This window comes from Methylocystis borbori (assembly GCF_036576025.1).
In the GTDB taxonomy this organism is placed as follows: Bacteria; Pseudomonadota; Alphaproteobacteria; order Rhizobiales; family Beijerinckiaceae; genus Methylocystis; species Methylocystis borbori.
In genome coordinates this window covers 16,950-39,418 of the sequence record NZ_JAZHYN010000025.1, presented here as the reverse complement: position 1 = coordinate 39,418, position 22,469 = coordinate 16,950, and the positions used below count along the sequence as shown (strand labels likewise).

24 protein-coding genes and 1 tRNA gene are annotated in these 22,469 nt (G+C 63.3%); 15 read left to right on the top strand and 10 right to left on the bottom strand.

The features are described 5' to 3' along the window. Positions 1–158: 158 nt before the first annotated feature. The 5 genes from rpsT to coaBC all read right to left on the bottom strand — a co-directional run bounded on the left by rpsT (position 159) and on the right by coaBC (position 3,529). Positions 159–431 (bottom strand): 30S ribosomal protein S20, encoded by a 273-nt coding sequence (rpsT, locus tag V3H18_RS09900; protein WP_332081862.1) that lies wholly within the window; start codon positions 429–431, stop codon positions 159–161. Positions 432–545: 114 nt separating this feature from the next. Continuing rightward, complete coding sequence (locus tag V3H18_RS09895) at positions 546–1,319, bottom strand: enoyl-CoA hydratase (RefSeq protein ID WP_332081861.1); 774 nt, start codon at positions 1,317–1,319, stop codon at positions 546–548. 40 nt (positions 1,320–1,359) lie between these two features. Then, complete coding sequence (locus V3H18_RS09890) at positions 1,360–1,803, bottom strand: RrF2 family transcriptional regulator (protein WP_332081860.1); 444 nt, start codon at positions 1,801–1,803, stop codon at positions 1,360–1,362. Then, positions 1,800–2,264 (bottom strand): dUTP diphosphatase, encoded by a 465-nt coding sequence (dut, locus tag V3H18_RS09885; RefSeq protein WP_332081859.1) that lies wholly within the window; start codon positions 2,262–2,264, stop codon positions 1,800–1,802. The genes V3H18_RS09890 and dut overlap by 4 nt, the downstream gene beginning before the upstream one ends. Beyond that, positions 2,261–3,529: a bifunctional phosphopantothenoylcysteine decarboxylase/phosphopantothenate--cysteine ligase CoaBC gene (coaBC, locus tag V3H18_RS09880; RefSeq protein WP_332081858.1), complete on the bottom strand. Its 1,269-nt coding sequence runs from the start codon at positions 3,527–3,529 to the stop codon at positions 2,261–2,263. The genes dut and coaBC overlap by 4 nt, the downstream gene beginning before the upstream one ends. Positions 3,530–3,768: 239 nt before the next feature. Between coaBC and recF the strand changes: the two genes are divergently transcribed. The 4 genes from recF (at position 3,769) to gyrB (ending at position 10,665) form a co-directional block, all read left to right on the top strand. Continuing rightward, a complete protein-coding gene (recF, locus tag V3H18_RS09875; protein ID WP_332081857.1) occupies positions 3,769–4,914 on the top strand; it encodes a DNA replication/repair protein RecF in 1,146 nt (381 codons plus the stop codon). A gap of 67 nt (positions 4,915–4,981) precedes the next feature. Next, positions 4,982–6,781, top strand: a complete 1,800-nt coding sequence (gene recQ / locus V3H18_RS09870) for a DNA helicase RecQ (protein ID WP_332081856.1) — start codon at positions 4,982–4,984, stop codon at positions 6,779–6,781. A gap of 201 nt (positions 6,782–6,982) precedes the next feature. Next, entirely contained in the window at positions 6,983–8,056 is a 1,074-nt protein-coding gene (locus V3H18_RS09865) for an NAD(P)-dependent alcohol dehydrogenase (RefSeq protein WP_332081855.1), read from the top strand. 176 nt (positions 8,057–8,232) lie between these two features. Then, positions 8,233–10,665, top strand: coding sequence for a DNA topoisomerase (ATP-hydrolyzing) subunit B (gyrB, locus tag V3H18_RS09860; protein WP_332081854.1), 2,433 nt, complete (start codon positions 8,233–8,235; stop codon positions 10,663–10,665). A gap of 87 nt (positions 10,666–10,752) precedes the next feature. Here gyrB and V3H18_RS16650 read toward each other — a convergent pair whose 3' ends face one another. Both V3H18_RS16650 and V3H18_RS09850 read right to left on the bottom strand, forming a co-directional pair. Continuing rightward, positions 10,753–11,091, bottom strand: coding sequence for a type II toxin-antitoxin system RelE/ParE family toxin (locus V3H18_RS16650; protein WP_408631776.1), 339 nt, complete (start codon positions 11,089–11,091; stop codon positions 10,753–10,755). Beyond that, positions 11,088–11,360 (bottom strand): ribbon-helix-helix domain-containing protein, encoded by a 273-nt coding sequence (locus V3H18_RS09850; RefSeq protein ID WP_332081852.1) that lies wholly within the window; start codon positions 11,358–11,360, stop codon positions 11,088–11,090. The genes V3H18_RS16650 and V3H18_RS09850 overlap by 4 nt, the downstream gene beginning before the upstream one ends. Positions 11,361–11,526: 166 nt before the next feature. Between V3H18_RS09850 and V3H18_RS09845 the strand changes: the two genes are divergently transcribed. From V3H18_RS09845 to V3H18_RS09815, 7 genes are all read left to right on the top strand, one after another. Further along, positions 11,527–12,795 carry a serine hydroxymethyltransferase gene (locus tag V3H18_RS09845; protein ID WP_332081851.1) on the top strand — a complete coding sequence of 423 codons (1,269 nt, stop codon included), beginning with the start codon at positions 11,527–11,529 and terminating at the stop codon, positions 12,793–12,795. A 7-nt stretch (positions 12,796–12,802) separates the two neighbouring features. Beyond that, the gene (locus V3H18_RS09840) at positions 12,803–13,078 is read left to right on the top strand and encodes a (2Fe-2S) ferredoxin domain-containing protein (protein WP_332081850.1); all 276 of its coding nucleotides are present in this window, start codon (positions 12,803–12,805) and stop codon (positions 13,076–13,078) included. Between the two features lie 132 nt (positions 13,079–13,210). Beyond that, on the top strand, positions 13,211–13,465 hold the full coding sequence (locus V3H18_RS09835) for a hypothetical protein (protein WP_332081849.1): 255 nt from the start codon (positions 13,211–13,213) through the stop codon (positions 13,463–13,465). Between the two features lie 126 nt (positions 13,466–13,591). Then, the gene (locus V3H18_RS09830) at positions 13,592–15,376 is read left to right on the top strand and encodes a peptide MFS transporter (RefSeq protein ID WP_332081848.1); all 1,785 of its coding nucleotides are present in this window, start codon (positions 13,592–13,594) and stop codon (positions 15,374–15,376) included. A 152-nt stretch (positions 15,377–15,528) separates the two neighbouring features. Continuing rightward, on the top strand, positions 15,529–15,867 hold the full coding sequence (locus V3H18_RS09825) for a Rieske 2Fe-2S domain-containing protein (protein ID WP_332081847.1): 339 nt from the start codon (positions 15,529–15,531) through the stop codon (positions 15,865–15,867). Between the two features lie 343 nt (positions 15,868–16,210). Beyond that, positions 16,211–16,693, top strand: coding sequence for a flavodoxin FldA (gene fldA, locus V3H18_RS09820; RefSeq protein WP_332081846.1), 483 nt, complete (start codon positions 16,211–16,213; stop codon positions 16,691–16,693). Continuing rightward, positions 16,672–17,106, top strand: coding sequence for a DUF2023 family protein (locus V3H18_RS09815; RefSeq protein WP_332081845.1), 435 nt, complete (start codon positions 16,672–16,674; stop codon positions 17,104–17,106). The genes fldA and V3H18_RS09815 overlap by 22 nt, the downstream gene beginning before the upstream one ends. 65 nt (positions 17,107–17,171) lie before the next feature. On the opposite strand, the gene V3H18_RS09810 is transcribed toward V3H18_RS09815, so the two are convergent. Then, the gene (locus V3H18_RS09810) at positions 17,172–17,591 is read right to left on the bottom strand and encodes a hypothetical protein (RefSeq protein ID WP_332081844.1); all 420 of its coding nucleotides are present in this window, start codon (positions 17,589–17,591) and stop codon (positions 17,172–17,174) included. A gap of 117 nt (positions 17,592–17,708) precedes the next feature. On the opposite strand from V3H18_RS09810, the gene V3H18_RS09805 reads away from it, so the two are divergent. Continuing rightward, positions 17,709–18,023, top strand: a complete 315-nt coding sequence (locus tag V3H18_RS09805) for a sensor histidine kinase (RefSeq protein ID WP_332081843.1) — start codon at positions 17,709–17,711, stop codon at positions 18,021–18,023. 406 nt (positions 18,024–18,429) lie between these two features. Here V3H18_RS09805 and V3H18_RS09800 read toward each other — a convergent pair whose 3' ends face one another. Then, entirely contained in the window at positions 18,430–20,727 is a 2,298-nt protein-coding gene (locus tag V3H18_RS09800; RefSeq protein WP_332081842.1) for a hypothetical protein, read from the bottom strand. A 263-nt stretch (positions 20,728–20,990) separates the two neighbouring features. Here V3H18_RS09800 and V3H18_RS09795 point away from each other — a divergent pair, with 263 nt between their 5' ends. From V3H18_RS09795 to V3H18_RS09785, 3 genes are all read left to right on the top strand, one after another. Then, positions 20,991–21,218: an SOS response-associated peptidase family protein gene (locus V3H18_RS09795; protein WP_332081875.1), complete on the top strand. Its 228-nt coding sequence runs from the start codon at positions 20,991–20,993 to the stop codon at positions 21,216–21,218. A 104-nt stretch (positions 21,219–21,322) separates the two neighbouring features. Then, positions 21,323–21,733, top strand: a complete 411-nt coding sequence (locus V3H18_RS09790; protein ID WP_332081841.1) for a nuclear transport factor 2 family protein — start codon at positions 21,323–21,325, stop codon at positions 21,731–21,733. A gap of 31 nt (positions 21,734–21,764) precedes the next feature. Then, a complete protein-coding gene (locus tag V3H18_RS09785) occupies positions 21,765–22,214 on the top strand; it encodes a nuclear transport factor 2 family protein (RefSeq protein ID WP_332081840.1) in 450 nt (149 codons plus the stop codon). Positions 22,215–22,269: 55 nt separating this feature from the next. Here the strand turns inward: V3H18_RS09785 and V3H18_RS09780 are convergent. Beyond that, positions 22,270–22,346: transfer RNA gene (locus V3H18_RS09780), tRNA-Arg, on the bottom strand. Positions 22,347–22,469 lie beyond the last annotated feature (123 nt).

Sequence of the window (22,469 nt, the reverse complement as noted above, 5' to 3'; positions counted from 1 at the left end):
AGAATTTTGAATGCTCACGCTTTAAGAGGCCGAAAAATATTTTCTTATGCGTCACGTACGCTTCATGCGACAGTTTGGCGCCAAAAATAAAAAGCCCGGCTTACGCCGGGCTCGTTGATTTATGCAAATGATGTGCGCCGCCTCCGTCGAAGGCGGGTTTACGCCTTCGCGGCCAGCGCCTTCACGCGCGCCGTCAGACGCGAAACCTTGCGCGACGCCGTGTTCTTGTGAATGACGCCGCGCTGCGCGGCGCGCATGACGACGGGAACCGCATTCTGCAAGGCGTCGGCCGCAAGCGCGGCGTTGCCCGAGGCGATCGCCTCTTCGACCTTACGCACAAAGGTGCGCATCCGGCTGCGGCGCGCGCGATTGACCGAGGTGCGCCGCGCGATCTTGCGAACGGCTTTCTTGGCCGAACTCGTATTCGCCATATTCTGTTTGTCCTTGAAACAGGCGACCGACGCCGCCAAAAACCAAGCAGGCCGCGAAATCGCGGCCGAACGCCCGGTTTATAAGCGCGGCGCGGGGCTCCCGTCAATGGCCGCCTAGCGATTAGCGAAGGCGGCCTTGCGCTTCTCGACGAAGGCGCTCATGCCTTCTTTTTGGTCTTCTGTCGCAAAGAGCGCATAAAACAGCCGCCGCTCCTGCCTTATCCCCTCCGCGAGCGTCGTCTCGAAGGCGCGATTGACCGCCTCTTTCGCGATCAGGACCGCGGGGAGCGAGAGAGCGGCGATCGCCGCCGCCGTCTTGAGCGCTTCGACCACAAGCTCGGCCGCTGGCACGACACGCGCCACGAGTCCGGCGCGCTCCGCCTCCTCGGCCCCCATCATGCGGCCGGTGAGCACCAGATCCATCGCCTTGGCCTTGCCCACCGCCCGCGTCAGCCGCTGCGTGCCGCCGGCTCCGGGGATAACGCCCAGCTTGATTTCCGGCTGGCCGAACTGCGCCGTATCGGCCGCGAGGACGATGTCGCACATCATGGCGAGTTCGCAGCCGCCGCCGAGCGCGAAGCCGCCGACAGCGGCGACGATCGGCTTGCGGGCGCGGGCGACGGCGTCCCAACGGCCGATGAAATCATCGAGGAAAGCGTCGACGAAGCTCTTGTCTCGCATTTCCTTGATGTCGGCGCCGGCCGCGAAGGCTTTCTCGGAGCCGGTCAGGACGATGCAGCCAATGTCCGCATCCCGATCGAAGCCGCCGAGCGCGTTGTCGAGTTCGGCGATCAGACGCGCGTTAAGAGCGTTCAGGGCCTGCGGGCGATTGAGGCGGATCAATCCGACCCGGCCGTGCGTTTCGATCTCAATCGTCTCGTAAGCCATGCGCGCCTCCTGCCTCCGGCGACTCCGCCGTTCGCGCGCTTCATATCTCAAAATCGCCGCGCGCGTCCGGTCTTTCGCCAAAACCCAGCGCGAGCGCATGCGCATGCAGATCGTCGAGCGTCACTTCGTCGAGCCGCTTCAGCGTCTCTTCTTCCGCCCGCGCGATGACCGGCTCCAGCACCGCGGCCAGCAGCGGCGGCGCCTGATCGGGCGTCTCCTCCTCGACGCCGAGCGCCACGCGGACGATTTCGCCCACGGTGAGCCGGCGTCGCTCCCGCGCCAGGGCGTAGCCGCCCGCCGGCCCGCGCACGCTCTTTAATATGCCGGCGCGCACCAGCGCCTGCAAAATCGTCTCGAGCCGGCGCGGCGGCAGGTCGTGGCGCGCCGCCAACTGCTTCGAGGAAACCGGACGCCCGCGCGCATGCAGCGCCACGTCGAGCGTCGCCATCAGCGCGAAACGGGCGGGACGGGGCAAAAGCTTCATGGCGCGTCGTCTCCGCCCCTTCCCGTCGATCCAAAGCCGCCGGCGCCGCGCGCCGTCAAATCGAGATCGTCGGTCTCGACGAGCGTCACATGCGCCACCGGCGCGACGACGAGCTGCGCGATGCGCATGCCGCGCATGATCTCGAAGGGCTGCGCGCCGAGATTGATCAGCAGCGTCTTGATCTCGCCGCGATAGTCGCTGTCGATCGTGCCGGGCGCGTTAAGGACGGTGACGCCATGTTCGGCCGCGAGGCCCGAACGCGGACGCACCTGCGCCTCATAGCCCTTGGGCAAGGCGATAGAGAGCCCGGTCGGAACGAGGTCGCGCGCGCCAGGCTCGAGCACGAGCTTCTGTCCGGGCGGCAGCGCGGCGTGAAGATCGAGGCCGGCGGCGCCGTCGCTGGCGTAAGCGGGCGACGGCAGGCCGTCGGCGTTCGGCAGACGGCGAATCGAGACCTTCATGACACGGCCTCGCCGTGGAAAATTTGCGCAAGTCGCGCGACGAGACGCGCGGCGACTTCCTTCTTGGAGAGGCGGGGCCAGCTTTCGACGCCCGTGCGCGAGACGAGATGCGCCTCATTGGAGTCGCCGCCGAAAACGCCGCTCCCCGCGCCGACGTCATTGGCGACGATGAGATCGCAGCCCTTACGCGCGAGCTTCTCCTGCGCATGGCGCAGAACGTCCCGAGTCTCGGCCGCGAAGCCGACGACCAGCCGCGGACGGTTCTTGCCCTGCGCGACGCGCGCCAGAATGTCTGGATTCTCGACAAGGGCGAGCGAAGGCGCGCCGCCGTTCTCTTTCTTCATCTTGTCGGACGCCGCTTCGACGCGCCAATCGGCCACGGCGGCGGCCCCGATGAAAATATCGGCGGGCGGCGCGGCTTCGACGGCGGCGAGCATGTCGCGGGCGTTCTCGACATGGATGACTTCGCAGCCAGGCGGATCGGCGAGCGCTACCGGACCGGCAATGAGAGTGACGCGCGCGCCGGCGCTCGCGGCGGCGGCCGCGATGGCGTGGCCCTGTTTGCCCGAGGAGCGATTGGCGATATAGCGAACGGGGTCGATCGCCTCATGCGTCGGCCCCGACGTCACGACGACATGCAGGCCCGCGAGCGCCCCGCCCGACGCGACAAGCCCTTCCGGCGGCGGCAGACGCGTATCCTCTTTCAGCGCGTCCTCGATCGCCTCGACGATTTCGAGCGGCTCGCTCATGCGCCCCGAGCCATATTCGCCGCAGGCCATGTCGCCGGCGTTCGGCCCGACGAACAAGGCGCCGTCGTCTTTGAGCGTCGAGACATTGCGCTGCGTCGCCGGATGGAGCCACATGCGCACATTCATCGCCGGCGCATAGAGGATGCGCTTGTCGGTCGCGAGCAGCACAGTGGTCGCGAGACCATCGCAAAGGCCCTGCGCCGCGCGCGCGAGAATATGCGCCGTCGCCGGCGCGACGACGATGAGATCGGCGTCGCGCGAGAGCTGGATATGGCCGATCTCCTGCTCGTCGGTCGCCGAGAAAAGATCGTCATAGACTTTTTCATTCGTCAGGCTGACGAAGGCCAGCGGCGTCACGAATTGCTTCGCCGCCGAAGTCATGACGACGCGCACGCCCGCGCCGCGCTCGCGCAGTCGCCGCACAAGATCGAGCGACTTATATGCTGCGATCCCTCCGCCGACGATCAGCAAGATGCGCTTGGCCTTGAGGCCTTGCGTCCAACGCTTACCCGCCACTGAAAACTCTCCGATCGCCGCAGGCGAGAGAATACAGACTTTATCCGCAACGCCAAAGCCCGAGGCGGTGTTTCGCGTGTCTGAAATGCAAATAAAAATAAGTGGCGCCGCGGTCTTTCCACTCTCCACGTCGACGCTTTTTTATGGCCGTCGTCGGAGAACCCTTCTCTTCGCAATGCGGCGCCGGCGCCGGCCGCCGCCCCTATCCATCGTCGCCGCGCCATGGCAAAGCGGGCGAGATGACGCAAGATTCGACCCGCCGCCCCCCGGCGCCGCGCGTGCGTCGCCTGACGCTTGCCGATTTTCGCTCCTATGCGGCGCTCGACTGCCGTATCGAGGCGCCTCTGGTCGCGCTCTTTGGCGAAAATGGCGCGGGCAAGACCAATATTCTCGAAGCGCTGTCGCTGTTCTCGCCGGGACGGGGACTGCGCCGCGCCGAACTTTCCGAATGCGCGCGGCGCGGCGGCGCCGGCGGTTTCGCGGCCTCGGTCGAAATCGAGACCGAGCGCGCGACGACGCAGCTCGGCCACGGGCTCACAATGGAAGGCGAGCGCGTCTTTCGCATCGACCGCGCGCCGGCCGCCTCCGCGCGCGCCTTCGCCGACCGCATCCGCGTCCTCTGGCTCACGCCCGCCATGGACGGGCTGTTCGCGGGGCCCGCGGGCGACAGGCGTCGCTTTCTCGACCGGCTCGCGCTCGGCGTCGACGCCGATCACGGCGCGCGCGCCAATAAGCTCGAACGCGCGCTGCGCAATCGCAATCGCCTGCTGGAGCAAGGAGCGGCGGACCGGCGCTGGCTCGACGCCGCCGAGCAGGAGATCGCCGCGCTCAGCGTCGCCGTCGCCGCGGCGCGCCGCGAAACCGTCTCGCGGCTTTCGGCGCTGATCGCCGAGGGGCGCGACGATGTCTCGCCCTTTCCCTGGGCCGACATCGCCATTGAGGGCGAATTGGAAAAGCGGCTCGCGCAGGAGCCGGCGCTCGCCGTCGAGGAATGGCATCGCGCCGAGCTTGCCGCGATGCGACGCCGCGACGCCGCCGCCGGGCGCACATTGACGGGCCCACAGGCGAGCGATCTCGCCGTGCGCCATGGTCCCAAGAATGAGGCGGCCCGCGCCTGCTCCACCGGCGAGCAGAAAGCCCTGCTGATGGGCCTGACGCTCGCCCACGCCCGCCTCGTCGCCGCGATGACGGGCCTGGCGCCGCTCGTATTGCTCGACGAAGTCGCCGCGCATTTCGACGCGAAGCGCCGCGAGGCCTTGTTTCAAGAGCTCGAAACGCTGGGCGGGCAGATATGGATGACGGGCGCGGACCCGCTGCTGTTTGCGTCACTGCAAGGGCGCGCGGAGATATTGCGCGTGACGCCGGGCAAAGTGGAGGGGCCATAGAGCGCGCTGACATTCAGCCTGTCCGGATGGGTCGCCGCGCCGCCCTCGCCTGTGCTATCCCGCCGCCATGTCCATCCTTCCCCCGCAGGCGCGTGCGCTACTCAAATCCGTTTTCGGATATGACGACTTCCGCCCCGGCCAGGCGGAGATCATCGCCGCCGTGCTCGAAGGCGCACCGGTGCTCGCCGTCATGCCGACGGGCAGCGGCAAATCCATGTGCTATCAGCTCCCCGCGATCATGGAAGGCGCGCTTACGGTGGTCGTCTCGCCGCTCATCGCGCTGATGCGCGATCAGGTGCGGCAGATGCGGGCGCTCGGCGTTTCGGCGGCGACGCTCAACTCCATGAACGGCGCAGACGAAAATGACGAAGCCCGCCGCGCCATGCGCGAAGGCGCGTTGCGGCTGCTCTATGTCTCGCCCGAGCGCCTGATGATGGACGGGCTCATCGCCGATTTGCGCCGCGCGCGGGCGCGTCGCCTCGCCATCGACGAAGCCCATTGCGTTTCGGAATGGGGCCATGATTTCCGCCCCGAATATCGCGAGATCGGCCGCGCGTCGGAAGCGCTCGGCGATATCCAGGTGATCGGCCTCACCGCCACCGCCGACGCGGCGACGCGCGCAGACATCGCCACACGACTCTTTCCCTCGCCGCCGCAGCTCTTCCTGCATAGTTTCGATCGGCCCAACATCGCGCTCAACTTCGCGCTGAAGGATCAGCAGCGCCGGCAATTGGCGCGCTTTCTCGAACGCCGCAAGGGCGAAAGCGGCATTATCTATTGCTCCTCGCGCCAGCGCACGGAAGATCTGGCCGCCTATTTCGCGGAGCAAGGCTATGACGCGCTCCCCTATCACGCCGGGCTGGACCAGGAGACGCGCAACCGCAATCAGGACCGTTTCCTGCGCGAGGACGGGATCGTCGCCGTCGCGACCATCGCCTTCGGCATGGGCGTCAACAAGCCCGACGTGCGCTTCGTCGCGCATGCCGACATGCCGTCGTCCGTGGAAAGCTATTATCAGGAGATCGGCCGCGCCGGTCGCGACGGCCTGCCCGCGGATACGCTGACGCTCTACTCGCTCGACGACATGGCCTTCCGCCGCCGGCGCATCGACGAAAAGGACGTGAGCGAGGAGCGCCGCCGGATCGAGCACGACCGCTTCTCCGCGCTGGCCATGCTTTGCGAGACGCCGCGCTGCCGGCGCCAGACGCTGCTCGCCTATTTCGCGGAAGAGGCCGCGCCTTGCGGATGCTGCGACGTGTGCCAGGGCAAGGTCGCGGTCTTCGACGGCGTCATCCCGACGCAAAAGGCGCTCTCCGCCGTCCATCGCACGGGCCAGCGCTTCGGCGCCGGACATATCGCCGACGTGTTGAGGGGCGAAGCAACCGACGCCGTGCGCCGGCATGGGCATGACGCGATCAAGACCTTCGGCGTCGGAAAGGAATTCTCCAAATCGCAATGGTCGTCGATCATGCGCCAGCTCTATGCCGCCGGCGCGTTGCGGAGCGCGAGTGCAGAACATGGTGGGTTCGCGCTGACGGCGAAAGGCGAGAAGATTCTCTTCGGCCGCGAGACGATCATGCTGCGCGGCGAGCCGCTGACGCGCCGCGAGCGTCGTGAAAAGACCGCAACCAATCTCGATGAGGCGACGGATCGCATTCTCGCGGCCCTCAAGCGCAAGCGGCGCGCGCTCGCGCAGGAGGAAGGCGTACCGGCCTATGTCATCTTCGCCGACCGCACGCTGATCGACATGGCGGAGAAACGGCCGGCGACGCTCGACGAGATGCTTGCCGTGCACGGCGTCGGCGAAAGAAAAGTCGCGCGTTACGGCGACGCCTTTCTGGAGGCGCTGGCGCAGGCGCTGCGCTAACCCCCTCTCTCTTCGCAAAGTTGGCAGATGGAGCGACATACGCCCCCTGCGCCGTCATAGCGAGCGAAGCAATCAAGGCGCGGCCAGGGGGCGCGTCGAGCGCGCCTGAACGGCCCTGCGCTTGTTTGCCGCAAAGAGCGACGCGTCAATTTTCCCGCCCTATCTTCTCTCATGTCGATTGCGACAGAAGAGGACATTCCCATGCCCAAAATGCGCGCCGCCATTTTCGTCGAGCCCGGCCGGATCGCGCTTGACGAGAAGCCCGTGCCCGACATCGGCCCGACCGACGCGCTGATCAAAATTACGACCACGACCATTTGCGGAACCGACATTCACATTCTCAAGGGCGAATATCCCGTCAAGAGGGGCCTCACCATCGGCCATGAGCCCGTCGGAACCATCGAAAAGCTCGGCTCCGCGGTGACGGGATACCGCGAGGGACAGCGCGTCATCGCCGGCGCCATCACGCCGAGCGGGCACAGCTACGCCTGCCTTTGCGGCTGCCTTTCCCAGGACGGGCCGGGCGAGAAATACGGCTTCAAGGCCATGGGCGGTTGGCGCCTCGGCAATACAATCAACGGCGTGCAGGCTGAATACGCCGTCATACCGGACGCCATGGCGAATTTGAGCCCGATCCCCGACGGGCTCGCCGACGAGCAGGTGCTCATGTGCCCGGACATCATGTCCACGGGCTTTTCCGGCGCGGAGCGCGGCGGCGTCAAAATCGGGGACAGCGTCGTCGTTTTCGCCCTCGGCCCGATCGGCCTATGCGCCGTCGCCGGCGCGAAGCTGATAGGCGCGACGACGATCATCGGCGTCGACAAAGTGCCGGCCCGCATGGAGAAGGCGAAGACGCTCGGCGCCGATCATGTCGTGGATTTCTCGCGTGTCGATCCGGTGGAGGAAGTCATGCGGCTCACCGACGGGCGCGGCGTCGATGTCGCGATCGAGGCGCTCGGAACGCAGGCCACTTTCGAATCCGCCCTTCGCTGCCTGCGGCCTGGCGGGGTTCTGTCCAGTCTCGGGGTCTATTCGAGCGACCTCAAAATTCCCCTGTCCGCCTTCGCCGCCGGGCTTGGCGACAATACGATCGTCACGACGCTCTGCCCCGGCGGCAAGGAGCGCATGCGCCGGCTAATGTCCGCCGTCGCCTCCGGCCGGGCCGATTTAAGCAAGCTCGTCACCCATCGCTTCAAGCTCGACGACATAGAGGCGGCCTATGACCTCTTCGCCCATCAGCGGGACGGGGTGCTGAAGGTGGCGATCACGCCCTAACGCGCCGGCGCTAAAGCGTGACCTTGGCTGGTCTTCTCGGCTTCTTGCCGGCGCCTGAAAGAAAGTCTGTAGAGCCGCCGGAAAGCGCAGTTATTTCCGTGCATTTCGGGCAGGTTTCGGGGTAAAATCAACCTCCTCGAATCGAGGGTCGATCGACCCCCTCACGAACAGGCCAAATGAACGAAAAAACAGAGCGGAGCGACCCCGCGGAATATGGCGCGGAGTCCATCAGAGTGCTGCGCGGCCTCGACGCCGTGCGCAAGCGGCCGGGCATGTATATCGGCGACACCGATGACGGCACCGGCCTTCATCACATGGTCTATGAGGTCGTCGACAACGCCATCGACGAGGCGCTCGCCGGCCATGCGACCGCCGTTTCCGTGACGCTCAACGCGGACGGATCCTGCACTGTCTCCGACAATGGCCGCGGCATACCCACCGACATTCATCACGAAGAAGGCGTGTCGGCGGCCGAAGTCATCATGACGCAACTACACGCCGGCGGTAAATTCGACCAGAACTCCTACAAGGTTTCGGGCGGCCTGCATGGCGTCGGCGTCTCCGTCGTCAACGCGCTCTCCGTATGGCTGAAGCTGCGGGTCTGGCGCGGCGGCAAGGAACATTACGTAGAGTTCGCCAATGGCGACGTCGTTGCGCCGCTCGTCGTCGTCGGCGACGCGCCGATCGTGGACGGCGCGCCCAAGCGCGGCACGGAAGTCACCTTCCTGCCCTCCTCCGCGACCTTCACCATGGTCGATTTCGACTATGCGACGATCGAGCATCGTCTGCGCGAACTCGCTTTCTTGAATTCCGGCGTGCGCATCGTTCTCGCCGACACGCGCCATGCGGAATTGAAGCGCGAAGAGCTCTTCTACGAAGGCGGTCTGGAGGCTTTCGTGCGCTGGCTCGACCGCGCCAAAACGCCGCTCGTCTCCGCGCCGATCCTGATGCATGGCCAACGCGACCTCATCAATGTCGAAGTCGCGCTGTGGTGGAACGACAGCTATCACGAGAATGTGCTGGCCTTCACCAACAACATTCCGCAGCGCGACGGCGGCACGCATCTCGCGGGCTTTCGCGCGGCGCTGACGCGTCAAATCACGGGCTACGCCGAATCCTGCGGCCTCGCCAAGCGCGAGAAGGTCGACCTCACCGGCGACGATTGCCGCGAAGGGCTGACCTGCGTGCTGTCGATCAAAGCGCCGGACCCGAAATTCTCCTCGCAGACGAAAGACAAGCTCGTCTCCTCGGAAGTGCGGCCGGCGGTCGAGAACGTCGTCAACGAATTGTTGAGCCAATGGCTGGAGGAGCATCCGGCCGAAGCCAAGAACATCGTCTCTAAAGTGGTCGAGGCCGCCGCCGCGCGCGAAGCGGCGCGCAAGGCGCGCGAACTGACGCGCCGCAAGGGCGCGCTCGACGTCGCCAATCTTCCCGGCAAGCTCGCCGATTGCCAGGAGCGCGATCCGGCAAAGGCCGAACTCTTCATCGTCGAGGGCGATTCCGCCGGCGGCACAGCGAAGCAGGGCCGCAATCGCGAATATCAAGCGGTGCTGCCGCTGCGCGGCAAGATTTTAAACGTCGAGCGCGCGCGTTTCGACAAGATGCTGTCGTCCGAACAGATCGGCACGCTCATCACTGCTCTGGGCACGGGCGTCGGCCGCGACGAATTCAACGCCGACAAGCTGCGCTATCACAAGATCATCATCATGACCGACGCGGACGTGGACGGCGCCCATATCCGCACGCTGATCCTGACCTTCTTCTATCGGCAGATGCCGGAGCTGATCGAGCGCGGCCATATCTTCATCGCCCAGGCGCCGCTCTATAAGGTGTCGAAGGGCAAATCGACGCAATATCTGAAGGACGAGCGCGCGCTCGAAGACTATCTCATCGACAGCCTGTTGGATGGCGCCGTGCTGCGCACGGGGACGGAGGATCGCGCCGGCGCGGATCTGCGCGGAGTGCTGGAGGATGCGCGCGGCTTCCGCACCGTGATGCTGAGCCTGCATTCGCGCTATGACCGCGCCGTCGTCGAACAGGCGGCGATGGCGGGCGATCTGACGCCTCAGGCCGACGAGGATGCGGCCAAGGGCTATGCCGCCGAAATCGCGCGCCGTCTCGACGCCGTCGCCGAAGAGACTGAGCGCGGCTGGTCGGGCGACATCCGCGACGGCGGCTATGTCTTCAAGCGCACGCTGCGCGGCGTGACGCAGGCGGTGACGCTCGACGCGGCGCTCTTGAATTCGAGCGAGGCGCGCAAACTGCACGAGCGCGCGGAAAGCCTGCGCGAGGTCTTCGCCGCGCCGGCGACGCTGATCCGGCGCGGCGACGAAGCGCCGCTTTCGGGCCCGCTCGCGCTTTATGACGCGATGAACGCCATCGGCCGCAAGGGGCTGGCGATCCAGCGCTACAAGGGTCTTGGCGAGATGAACGCCGAACAGCTTTGGGAGACGACGCTCGACCGCGACGCGCGCTCGCTGCTGCAGGTGAAGGTGAAAGAGGCGGCCGAAGCGGACGATATTTTCGTCAAGCTGATGGGCGATGTCGTGGAGCCGAGGCGCGAATTTATTCAGGAGAATGCGCTGAGCGTCGCGAATTTGGATGTGTGAGGCGGGAGAGGCGCGCGCGAAGCGTTGGCGATGCGCGCCAATACGCTGTTCGGCTTCAACTTTCGCGGGGAGTCAATCACGAAATGTTCACTCCATTTCGGGCTTGTCCAAACCTTGATCTTCGAAAATCGCGCCAAGGTCTCTTCGGTTGTGCAAGACGCGGATGATTGTGAGAACGTCGTTACGCACGACATAATAAACGCGAATCTGATCGAATCCTTCTATTCTCCGTATGCGCAGGCCGGCGAGCGCAGGATTTGCAAAACGCCTCGGCGAACCAGCGAGGGGAGTGGCGGCGATCTTGTCGACTGCCTGATTTACAGCGAGAAGAAAGCGATCAGCGAGATCAGCGGACTCGACTTCAAGAAAATGCAAATATTGCCGAATAATGTCGTCTTGCGCCGACCGCTGAATGAACGCCTTCATGCTTTCTTCTTTTGACTCGCGCGCGCCTTGGCTGAATTGACGGCGTCTTTGCGCACTCGCGCCCAGAACTCCTTCGTCAATGGGACGCCCTCGCCGCTCGCCAATCCTTCGAGCAACAGCGTCTCAAGCCGCGCGTCGCGTTCCTTTGCCTGCGCTTCGCGCAGCAGGCTACGAAAATATTCGCTCACGTTTCCGTAGCCCTTGTCGGCCAGTTGATCTTCGACGAATCTCTTGAGCGACTCTGGAAGCGAAATCGTCACCGTCGCCATCGCATTCTCCCATCTCCCGGAAAAATTCTTATTTATTAATAATAGATCATAACCATGCGCGCCGCCAGCGCCTGGCGACGACCGGGCGGAACATGGCGTCAGGCGTCGGTCGATTTTCCATGAACGCAATGTTAAGAGGAAGAATCCAAAGGAGATCGAGAGCGCTTTGGCTGCGAACGCGACCATACACCATCACTACTTCACCGCCGGTCTCTCCGCCGATCCCGAACTCGCCGACGCCATTGCCGGCGAGTTGCGCCGCCAGCAGGATGGCGTCGAACTGATCGCGTCCGAAAACATCGTCTCGCGCCTCGTGTTGGAGGCGCAGGGCTCGATCCTCACCAACAAGACCGTCGAAGGCCTGCCCTTTGCCCGCTATTATGGCGGCGCGCAATTCGCCGACGCGATCGAGGCGCTCGCCGTCGAGCGCGCGAAAAAACTTTTCAAATGCCGCTACGCCAATGCGCAGCCGCATTCCGGCTCCAACGCCAATGCCGGCGTCTTTCTCGGCCTGTTGAAACTCGGCGATACGATCCTCTCGATGAATGTCGCCGCCGGCGGCCATATCAGCCACGGCCATCCCGCGACGCTGACCGGCCGCGATTACAGGATCGTCTCCTATGGCGTCTCCCGCGAGACGGAGCTGATCGATCTCGACGAAATTCGCGATCTCGCGCGCCGCGACCGCCCGCGCATGATCGTCGCTGGCGGCTCCGCCTATCCGCGGGCCATCGACTTCGCGAGCCTGCGCGCCATCGCCGACGAGGTTGGCGCCTATCTTCTCGTCGATATGGCGCATGTCGCCGGGCTCGTCGCGACGGGGCTTTATCCCGATCCCCTGCCCCATGCGCATGTCGTGACGACCACGACCTACAAGTCGCTGCGCGGCGCGCGCGGCGGCCTCGTTCTGTGGAACGACGAAAGTCTGAGCGGCCGCATCAACGCCGGCATTTTTCCCGGCGTGCAGGGCTCGGTCCTGCTGCATGGCGTCGCCGGCAAGGCGGCGTGCCTCGGCGAGGCGCTGCGGCCGGAATTCACCGCCTACAATCGCGCGGTGATCGACAATGCGCGCGCCCTTGCCGCCGCGCTTACAGATAAAGGCCTGCGCATCGTTACGGGGGGCACGGATACGGGGCTGATGCTCGTCGATCTCGCCGCGCGCGGCCTCACCGGCGATATCGCCGCAAAGGCGCTGGAGCGCGCCGGACTCGCCGTGAACAAGAATATGATCCCCTTCGATCCAAGGCCGCCGGAAGCGCCCTCCGGCTTGCGTCTTTCCAGCAACGCCGGCGCGACGCGCGGCTTCGGCGTCGCGGAGTTCCAAATAATCGCGCAATGGATCGACGCCATATTGCAAAAGCCGACGGATGATCGATTAATCGAGGCGACCCGGCAAGAAGTCGCGGCGCTTTGCGCCAAACATCCGATCTATTGAAAACGACGTGAGCCCGCCGCTTTTCCGTCTCCTCGTCTGCGTCGGGCCGCGTTGCGACGCTACAGGCAAGGGCCGCGCGCTGCTCGCCTCGGTCGAAGCGTGTTTCGCGCAACGCTTCCCCGATGAACTCGCCTCTGGGCGCCTCGCGATTGCGACGCGCGACTGCCTGCGGCTTTGCACGCGCGATCCCGTCGTGCGCGTCGAGCCCTCGGGCGAGGCCTTCTCCAATCCGACGCTCGACGATCTCGCGCGTCTCGCCCAGGCGGCGCTGGAAGATCAATAATAAAGCGGCCTCGGGGCGCGGCCGGCGATCGCCCGTCGAAGAAGACCCCTTCTCGTCGCTTTTCCGCAACGGAATTCTGCGCTAGCTTCTCCCCGTTAGGGGGACGAGACGAAATATTCGGAGAGGAATGACATGCTTCGCTTGATACCGCTTTCGCTTCTGGTCGCTATCGCCGCCGCCGCGCCCGCCGCAGCTCAGGGCACCGCCCAGGAGCGCTCCGACTGCATGGGCGACGCCTTCAAATTCTGCAGCGGCGACATTCCTTTCGTCGACGAAATCGAATCATGCCTGCAGGCCAATGAGGCGAGACTGAGCAGCGCATGCCGCAGGGAATTCGCCAGCAGCCCGACGGGCAACACCAAACTGACCGAAGAGCATTTTCGATAGGCGCGGATGAAGGCTGGATGTCGCAGCGTCGCATCCAGCCTTTCAGTTCATATGCCTGCCGTGGCTGACGATGACGGACTCGCCCGTCGTCGCGCTTGATTTGAACGCCGCGAGCATCGCTTCCCAATGGACCCTCTTTTCGCCGCCGGGCTGATCGTGACCGCCGCGACGGCGGCGCCGGTATTGGTCCAGATGCTGCGTCAGCCGCGCGGCCTGTTCGTCCTCTTCTTCGCCGAAATGTGGGAGCGCTTTTCTTATTACGGCATGCGCGGCCTGCTCATCTTCTATTTGACCGAACATTTTCTGTTCGGCGACCGCGCCGCCCAGGGGCAATATGGCGCCTATACCTCTCTCGCCTATCTCGCGCCGCTTTTTGGCGGGGTGCTTGCGGACAGGTTGCTTGGAACGCGCAAGGCGGCGACATTCGGCGCGCTGCTGCTCGTCGCCGGACATTTCGCCATGGCGATCGAGGGGCCCCCGGCGACGCAGATTCTCCGTTATGGGGAGAAGAGCTACCTATTCGAGGGGCGAGGAAGCGGCGCGGCGCGCGAGGTTCGCGTTAAGGTAGGCGACGGTCTTTATCCCATCGCCCTATCCGCCGGTGGGGCGATGACGCTCAAAGGCCTGCCGCCCAACGCCGACTTGCCTGCGGTCCTGCCGAAAGGCGCCTATGCGCTCGAGGTCATCGCCGTCCCGCCGTTTTATCGCAATCTGCTCTATCTTGCCTTGTCGCTGATTATCGTCGGCGTTGGCTTGCTCAAGCCGAACATCTCCTCCATCGCCGGTCAACTCTACGCCGAGGGCGATCCGCGTCGCGACTCCGGCTTCACGCTTTATTACTATGGGATCAACCTCGGCGCGTTCTGGGCCGCCATCGCCTGCGGCTGGCTCGGCCAGACGATTGGCTGGTGGGCCGGCTTCGGCGCCGCAGGAGTCGGCATGCTGGCGGGGCTGGTCGTTTTCATTGTGGGAAAACCCTGGCTCGACGGAAAGGGCGAGCCGCCGGAGCCCGCGCGACTGGCGGCGCCTCTCCTCGGCGCGCTCACGCGCGAGCGCGCCATCTATCTTTGCGCGCTTATCGCCGTCGGCGTGGTTTGGGCGCTCGTCCAGCGTTTCGCCGCCGTCGGCTTTATGCTCGCGGCGGCTTCCGCGGCGACGCTGCTTTATCTTAGCGTCTTCATGGCGAAGTTCTGCACGAAGATCGAACGCGCGCGCCTCATGCTGGCGCTTGTCCTGATTGCGTCCTCCGTCGTCTTCTGGACGCTCTTCGAACAGGCCGGCACGTCGTTAAACCAGTTCGCGGAGCGCAACGTGAATTTGGGCGTCGGCGCGTTTTCCATGACCGCCGCGCAGACGCAGTCTTTCAATGCGGGCTTCGTCCTGATCCTTGCGCCCCTCTTCGCGGGACTCTGGGCGATGCTCGGCCGCCGCGGCGCCGACCCCAATCCGGTCGCAAAATTCGGATTCGCCCTCATCCAGGCCGGATTGGGCTTTTTCGCGCTTGTCTGGGGCGCGGAATTCGCGGACGCGAACGCTCGCATCCCGCTCATGTTTCTCGCGCTCGCCTATCTCCTCCACACGACGGGCGAACTTTGCCTCTCGCCGGTGGGCTTGTCGCAGATGACCAGGCTGTCGCCCGCCGCGACTCTCTCCACCCTCATGGCGACCTGGTTCCTGGCGACGTCTTGGGCGCAATGGATCGGCGGCCGGATCGCGCAATTGACGGCGGCCGAGACGATCGCCGGCGCGGCGCTCGATTCCGAGGCGGCGCTCAAGACCTATGCGCATGTCTTCGCGCTGATCGGGGCGTGGGGAATAGCGGCGGGGGCGCTGCTCCTGCTCGCGAGCCCCTGGTTGAAGCGCTGGGCCGATTCGAACGCATCCGACCCGCCCGCGCCGAGGGACAATTGAGGCGTCAAGGCTGCGCGGACGGCCTTTCCCACGCCGCGCCGGTCGACCTCTCCGGGTTGTCGACATCCCCGCAACGCCATGCCTGAACGAGCCTTGCTGGTCCGCAACTTGCGTGTCGCCTGCCTGAAATTCACTTTCGGAAAGCGACCCCGATGGCGTTCACCTTTATCTGTAACACCGGCGCCGTGAGCGAAGGGGCCATGGGCCTCTTTCAAGCCGGGAAAAAAAGCGTGCTCCTGGTCTGGCCGGCCGGCGGCGAGCTTAAGGCCTATCGCGGCCGCTGCCCGCATGCGGATATGCCGTTGACAGACGCCGTCTTCGACGGGCGGACCGTCACCTGCCCCCACCACCAATGGGGTTTCGACTCCGCCAGCGGCAAATGCGTGACGCATCTCGTCCGCAACGCGCTACACCCCTATGAGCTTCGCGTGGAAGGCGACGAGATTCATGTCGACGTCGGAGCGGTCAGACCGGCGCGCTCGCCAGCGTGATCCCTAGCCTCCGCAGCGGCGCCGCCGCTCGTCGTCTGGCGTCGGTCCCGCCGTCCTTCCCCGATAGATGATCCCCCAATCGCGGGCCTTGTGAACGAACGCCAATCGCGGGCGCCCGGCCGCCGTCCGCGCCTCGTCTTTAATGAAGACAATACTTGGCTTCAAATTAAAATAAATCCAAAGAACAGATAAATTCATTACACTAATTCCAAAACAAATGATTTTCAAAAATAAATAGAGATGCGATATATTTCTCTGGTCATTAGCGGAGAGCGGCTGTTTCTGCGTTCCTGGGCCTGACCGCTGATTTTGACTCGTTCAAATTGGAGGAAGAGGCGAGGACATGAGCGTCACGGTTATCTTCGGTTCCGACGGCGGGGCGACGAAAGGGGTCGCTTCCAAGATTTCAAAGAAGTGTCAGGGGCGGTCGGTCGATATTAAGGACGCCACGACGGACGACTTCGAGAATTGCCATCTGCTGATCCTGGGCTCGCCGACTTATGGCGACGGCACCTTGCAAACGGATTGGGAAGAGAACATCGACAAGCTGCGCGGCGCCAATCTGAAGGGCAAGAAAGTCGCCCTGTTCGGCACCGGCGACCAGCAGACCTATCCGCTCTCCTTCGTGGACGCGATGGGCATTCTCTACGACGAGGTGTCGGCCCTCGGCGCCCAGGTGATCGGCTTCACGGAAACCTCGGGCTACGACTATGTCGGCTCCACCGCCGAGCGGGACGGCAAATTTGTGGGCCTCGCCCTCGACCAGGACACCCAGTCCGGCATGACCGAAAAGAGAGTGACCGCATGGCTGAGCCAGTTGCTTTGATGGGCGAGCCCGCTCGCCCCCTCTCCTCCATGCGCGGTCGCTCCGCCGATGCGGCCCCGGTGCTGCGGCTCTTCCATCACAACATCTACGAATACAGCCGGGGCATTCGCGCCCTGTTCCTGATGACCATCAGCCGCCGGGAGCTAGAGGCGGTGCTCGGCAAGTTGGAGGCGCAAGGCATCCATCACTTCGTCCAGGAGCTGAACCCGGTCAAGGTGAACCTCTTTTTTGGCCGCTCCGCCTTCGTCGCCGTGGCGCGCTCCTTCGTGACGCGCCCGCTCAACAAGCTCACGCCGGAGGAGGACTTCATGCTCGGGACGCTTCTGGGCTACGACGGCGAGCAGCAGTGCCGCCGCTTTCTGACGCGCGCCGGACTGGCCATGCCGGAGGAACTGCCCGTCGCGGCCGAATGAGGGGAACGGCGGGGGGCGACGCTCGACGCCGGGTCAGCGTTTTCGAAGTGGCGCACGTATTCAGGTTACGAATATTGAGCTGCGCCGTCACTTTCGAAGGCCCTACGTTCCGCCGATACGCCGCCATGGCGTCGAGCCGCGCATAGCCTGGAAACTGGAACTGCGATTGTCGTCCTGCCGATTGCCGACGACGTGGACGCCGAATCCGAGGCTTCATCCATCGAGCTAATCAAACTCCTTAACGTCCCATTTGAGCCATTCGCCGGCAGGCCGGCATAGAATTCGCGCGGGATGTGCGGGAAGACCGGATCGGCTGGAACGCCGTCGCGCCAGACGAGGCGTGCGCCGTTGTGCTCGGCGCGCAGGCTGACGCGATCGCCATTGTCGGCGGTAAAGGCGATCATCGGGGCGATATCGAAGCTGCGCGTCCGCACGAAATCGACGAAGCCGCCTAAGCTCTGCGCCGACCCGGTCATGCGAAACAAGAGGCTCTTCTCGTCATTGAGCGGGCCGTTGACGTCGGCCGTGAACCTTGTGACGGCGAAGCTCGCTTTGCTGGCGATTGCGGTCGGTTCATAGATTTTGAAGCGGACGCCGCGCTATTGGCCACGCTCGGCAACCAGCGCGCAATAGAATGCGTCATCACCAATCTGATCGACAATGCGCTTCGCGCCGAACCCAAGCATGGCGCGATTCTGGTCAGCGTCCACGCCGATGGCGTCGTTGCGGTGACCGACCATGGCGTTGGCGTCTCGGCCGCGGACCGTGAAATGATATTCGAGCCGTTCTGGAGAAAAAGCGATGCGACGCCGGGCACTGGACTGGGCCTCTCCATTGCCAGGGAAATCATGGATGCACACGGTGGCCGCATCTGGGTTGAAGATACGGCGGGCGGCGGCGCGACGTTCAACTTGTAATTTAAACCGCACCATCAAAACACTCAAATTGAGGCTCATCCTCAAGCGATGGTCATTTCCTCGATCCACTTGCCGTAGGTGGGAGAGGCGGGGCATGCTTAGGTCTGCGACAACTCCCAGAAACGGGAAGCCCCAGCAAAACTACGCCGCCGCAAAATCTCAATCGAAAGGTCACGATCTGTTCGAGTTGGCGCCTGCGCGCCGAGGAAGTGATAAAAAATTCTGGCGCCCATCGGTTTTCCGCCATCCGGCAAGAACCGCCGGCGCCCAAGTGTCCGCGCTTGCGGCTCGTAGTCAACAACAACGATGCGTCATCGATCGACGGTGGCGCTCGGCCGACGCGAGAATATGCGTAATCACCGCACGGAGTAGCGCTGACAGATCGCATCTACGGCGCCGCGACTCACTACACCGGATAGGAACAGTGAAACTTGACGATAAAGTGGTCCGTGTTCTGCGGGAAGCCCGCCGTCCCGAGCAGCGTCGACGCGCCTCCAGAGACAAATTGACGGAACTGAATTAGTGGCGTTCCCAACACGGCATGAGTAATAATCGGAGAGAAAAATCCTGAGAAAGCAACCTTTGCCGCATCATCCAATTGGCAGCTTGTCTCTGACTTGAATCGCGGCCATGGCATGCCGGTTCCGAAAATCCGTAAATCTCCCGCTTCGCTCGTGGCGACAGGAGTCTTGAAATCCACGGAGAGTTCAAGTTCGACGCGATCGCCCTTGCGCCAATATTTTCCGCTTGATGAATTAACCGTAATTGGCGACCCGGGGGTCGCAAAGGCGATCGTTGGCGTTGCGAGCGCGTCCGGAGTATCGGTCTCATACGCGCCGACGCTTGAAAGCGGTAGAACATGCGTTTGCGGATAGAAATGATTGCCCGCGACGAGATTGCCAAAATTGTCAGCCGCATAACTATAGATCGGACCGCCATTGGAAAGATTCGCGTGACGCGCATTGCCTATCAATTGCATGGAATTCGTTGCGCCCGTTTGAACAAAGAACGGCTGCGTCCTGGTCCCTCCCGAATTGTTGATCATTGAATTCGCTACTCTCGCGAAGCCGCCCGCCGCTCCTGCGTCGAAGCAAAGAAATTTGCCGTCTGGTTGGCTGTTCTGAAGGACCCCGCCAAGGATATATATCCGTCCATTCGTGCCGACATTGACGATGCAATTCGATGAGTTGTTGATGTTCTTTAGGTGATCGATGGTGATGGTGCTGTTTTCCGCATGCACCTGCTCGCGCGCCATCGCTCCCGCAGAAGACAGGGCCAAAAATCCAATTGACGGTTCGCCAGCGAAAGTTCGCAGTCTCGACATATCGCTGTCGAGCTCCAGCGAAGCAAAATGGGCATGCCCGTTGGCGCGCGGCGTCAGGACGACCTCCGCATTGGAAGAGGAGAGGTTGTCGAAATCAAATCCGTCGGCGCGTCCGAGCGCCAGGCAGGATGTGCCCCCGTCCGTGTAGGCCGCATAAGAGTGTGAGCCGAGGTAGCCGTATGGATAACACCTAAAAGCTTGATTACGGATAAAATCCAGCGCCCCGTCGATGACATTGCCGCCATCGGTTTGGTAGTTCGGCCCGGATGAGAACGAAGTCGCCCAGGCAAGTTGGTAATCGCCTACCCCGCCGGTCGGCCCACCCGACTGATTGACGATGCGATAGACCGTGTAAACGCCAGTCCTTTCGACCTTATAGCCGAAGCCAGGGACTGCAATCTGGCCGCTGCCTACCGCCGTGACATGCAGCGTCGTCCCGCTCGCATCGGCCGTAAACGCCGCGAATTGATACGGGGCGGCGGCGCCGCTTTCAATGGTGCCGAAGTCCGAAGCGCCGTTGTTTCCCAACGCTATGATGCAGCGATAAGCGTGACGGCAACGGATACCGTCGAAAATGAACCCCGGCGCGGTGTTGAGAAAAAAGGCTGGAGGATATTTGATTAAATGATTACGCGTCATCCCCGGGAAATTGGGCTGCACGAACTCCACTTCGCAGTCCTTGGCGGCTCCCGCATTGCTATAGGGGGGCACTTCAAAGACGGCATAGGCGTTCATATTGAACGTCGACGAATTGACCACGAATGTCGTCTTGTTCCGGCCCGCACATATCAGCGCCTGTGCAGAGCCAAGCAGGATCTTGTCATCGACGCGAAAGCGCCCCGGCCCGAAGTAGAGTTTCTGGCCGCGCAATTGCACTGCCGAGCGCGTGTTGGTTGCATTGATCATCGCCTGGATGCCGGGCTGACTGTTCGTTGCGCCGGTCGGGTCGATCCCCGGATATTGGTAAGCGAGAGCGTAGCCCGAAAAATCGAGCAGATCGGCCTTTGAAACGACCCCTTTTCCATCCGCTTTCAGCAGGTCCAGCATGCTTCCCGCGCGGCCGCGGGTCGAGCCGAGCACGCCGCTCGTTTTGTAATTGATTTCGAGAAGGGGAATGCGCGGCCCGTCGAATATCCCGCTGAGGACCTTGGAGGCGTCAAGATTTGGGATATTCGACGGCGTGACCGCCTGAAAGAGCCTCTGCATCGTCGTTTTGCGCGTTGCGCCGTCCTGCACGATGGGGACATATTCTGTCCCGGTTATGGCCGTCGCCGTGAGAAGTTGGCTGACAGGAAGCATCGAGGTCAGCGCGAGCGCTTTATCCGCGGGAAAGAGCGCGAAAGGACCAACGGCGAAGAGAGAGGCAAGTTTTGATTTCATGCCTCGCATGAAATCACAAGCGCCCCCACTCTGCGACGCCCGGTTGACCTGATCAGCTTATGGGCGCTTGCGCCCGATTCTGCTATCCTCCCGCCCATGTGCGGCCGCTTCACGCAGCATCTCTCCTGGGAAGAGAGCTCCACCGGCTCGTCGACTTGATCGGCCAGCTCCGCAACCTCGCGGGCGCGCTACAAGATCGCCCCGACCATTCCGATCGAGGTCATTCTCCCGGACGCAGGCGGCAATGAGCTTGTCCCGATGCGCTGCGGCCGCCCCTGTGGTGGAAAAAAGCTCAAGGAGCTCCCTCAACCTTCAACGCCCCCGCCCAGACGGTCGCCGATAAGCCGATATTCCGTTCGGCGTTCAAGTCGCGGCGTTGCGTCATTCCGGCGTCAGGGTTTTACGAATCGACAGGAGGCAAGGGCGCTAAGGCGCCGCATTACTTCTGGGCGGCGCCCGACGCTCGCCACACTCGCCCGGCAGGCGCGTAAACGGGTGCACGACGACAAATGCAAATCGCGCCCGGCGTAGGACAAACGGAGGTCGTCTCATCTTGAGTAAGGGCCAAGCGAAGAGGAAACTAAGGAGAATCTCGATGCCCTCCAACGAAGAAATCGTCCGAGCAGCGTACGCCGCAGCGGAAAGGCCACTAGATGTCGAGGGATTTATCAACTTGTTCGCGGAAGACGGCTACCTCTACGACGTCTCGGCCGGAAAGAAATATCATGGCCGCGAGGTTGGCGACCTCGTAACGGGCTTCGACGCCTCGTTTCCTGACCTGCGCCGCAAGCTCGACAAATTCTATGTTGACGGTAATGTCGTGGTCGTCGAGCTGTCGCTGAATGGTACGCATACCGGGCCGCTCGAAACGCCAAACGGGACTGTCCCGGCCTCTGGAAAGAAGATCGAGGCGCCGTGCTGCGACGTCTGGACGCTCAAGGACACGAAAATCCAATCATTCCATTGTTATATGGCGGCCACGATCCTCGCCGCCCAGATAAAATGAATGTCCAACCGGCTGTTACGGAAGACGCGCCATGCCTGACTCTGCACTGACGCGGAAGCGCATCGACGTTGCAACCGATTATTTTCGTAAGATCGACAGCGGCGATCCCACGATTGTCGACATCATGACCGATGACGTGGAGGTTTATTTTCCGAAGTTCGGCGTTGGCTACGGCAAGGCCGAATTCATGGAACTCGCCAAGGGTCTTATGGGTTCGCTCCAGAGCATCCAGCATGATCTCGACCGTATGACGTTCCATGTCGCCGGCGACCACGTGATCGTCGAAGGTTTCGAGAGCGGGGTGATGGCGGACGGCGCGCCTTGGCCGGTCGAAGGACGTTCCGAAGGCCGCTTTGCAAATTTCTTCCGGTTTGAAGGCGATCTGATCAAGCGCGTCTACGTCTATGTCGACCCGGATTTCGCTAGCGCCCACAAAGAGCGCTTCCTCTGGGGCGACCATGTCCGGATGGCGAAAGCCTGAACATGCCGCTCTGAGCCTTCGATGAGGGCTATGGTCATCGGCGTCTTGGGGGGATTGGCGCGCCCGAGAGGATTCGAACCTCTGACCTCTGCCTTCGGAGGGCAACGCTCTATCCAGCTGAGCTACGGGCGCGGATGCCATGCTTCTATAGGAAGGCGCGCGGCGCCGCAACGCCGGGGCGCGGCGACGGTCCTCGCCGGTCCCTTCGCCCGCGCCGGCGCGCATGTTACATGCGGCGCCATCTGATCTGATCCG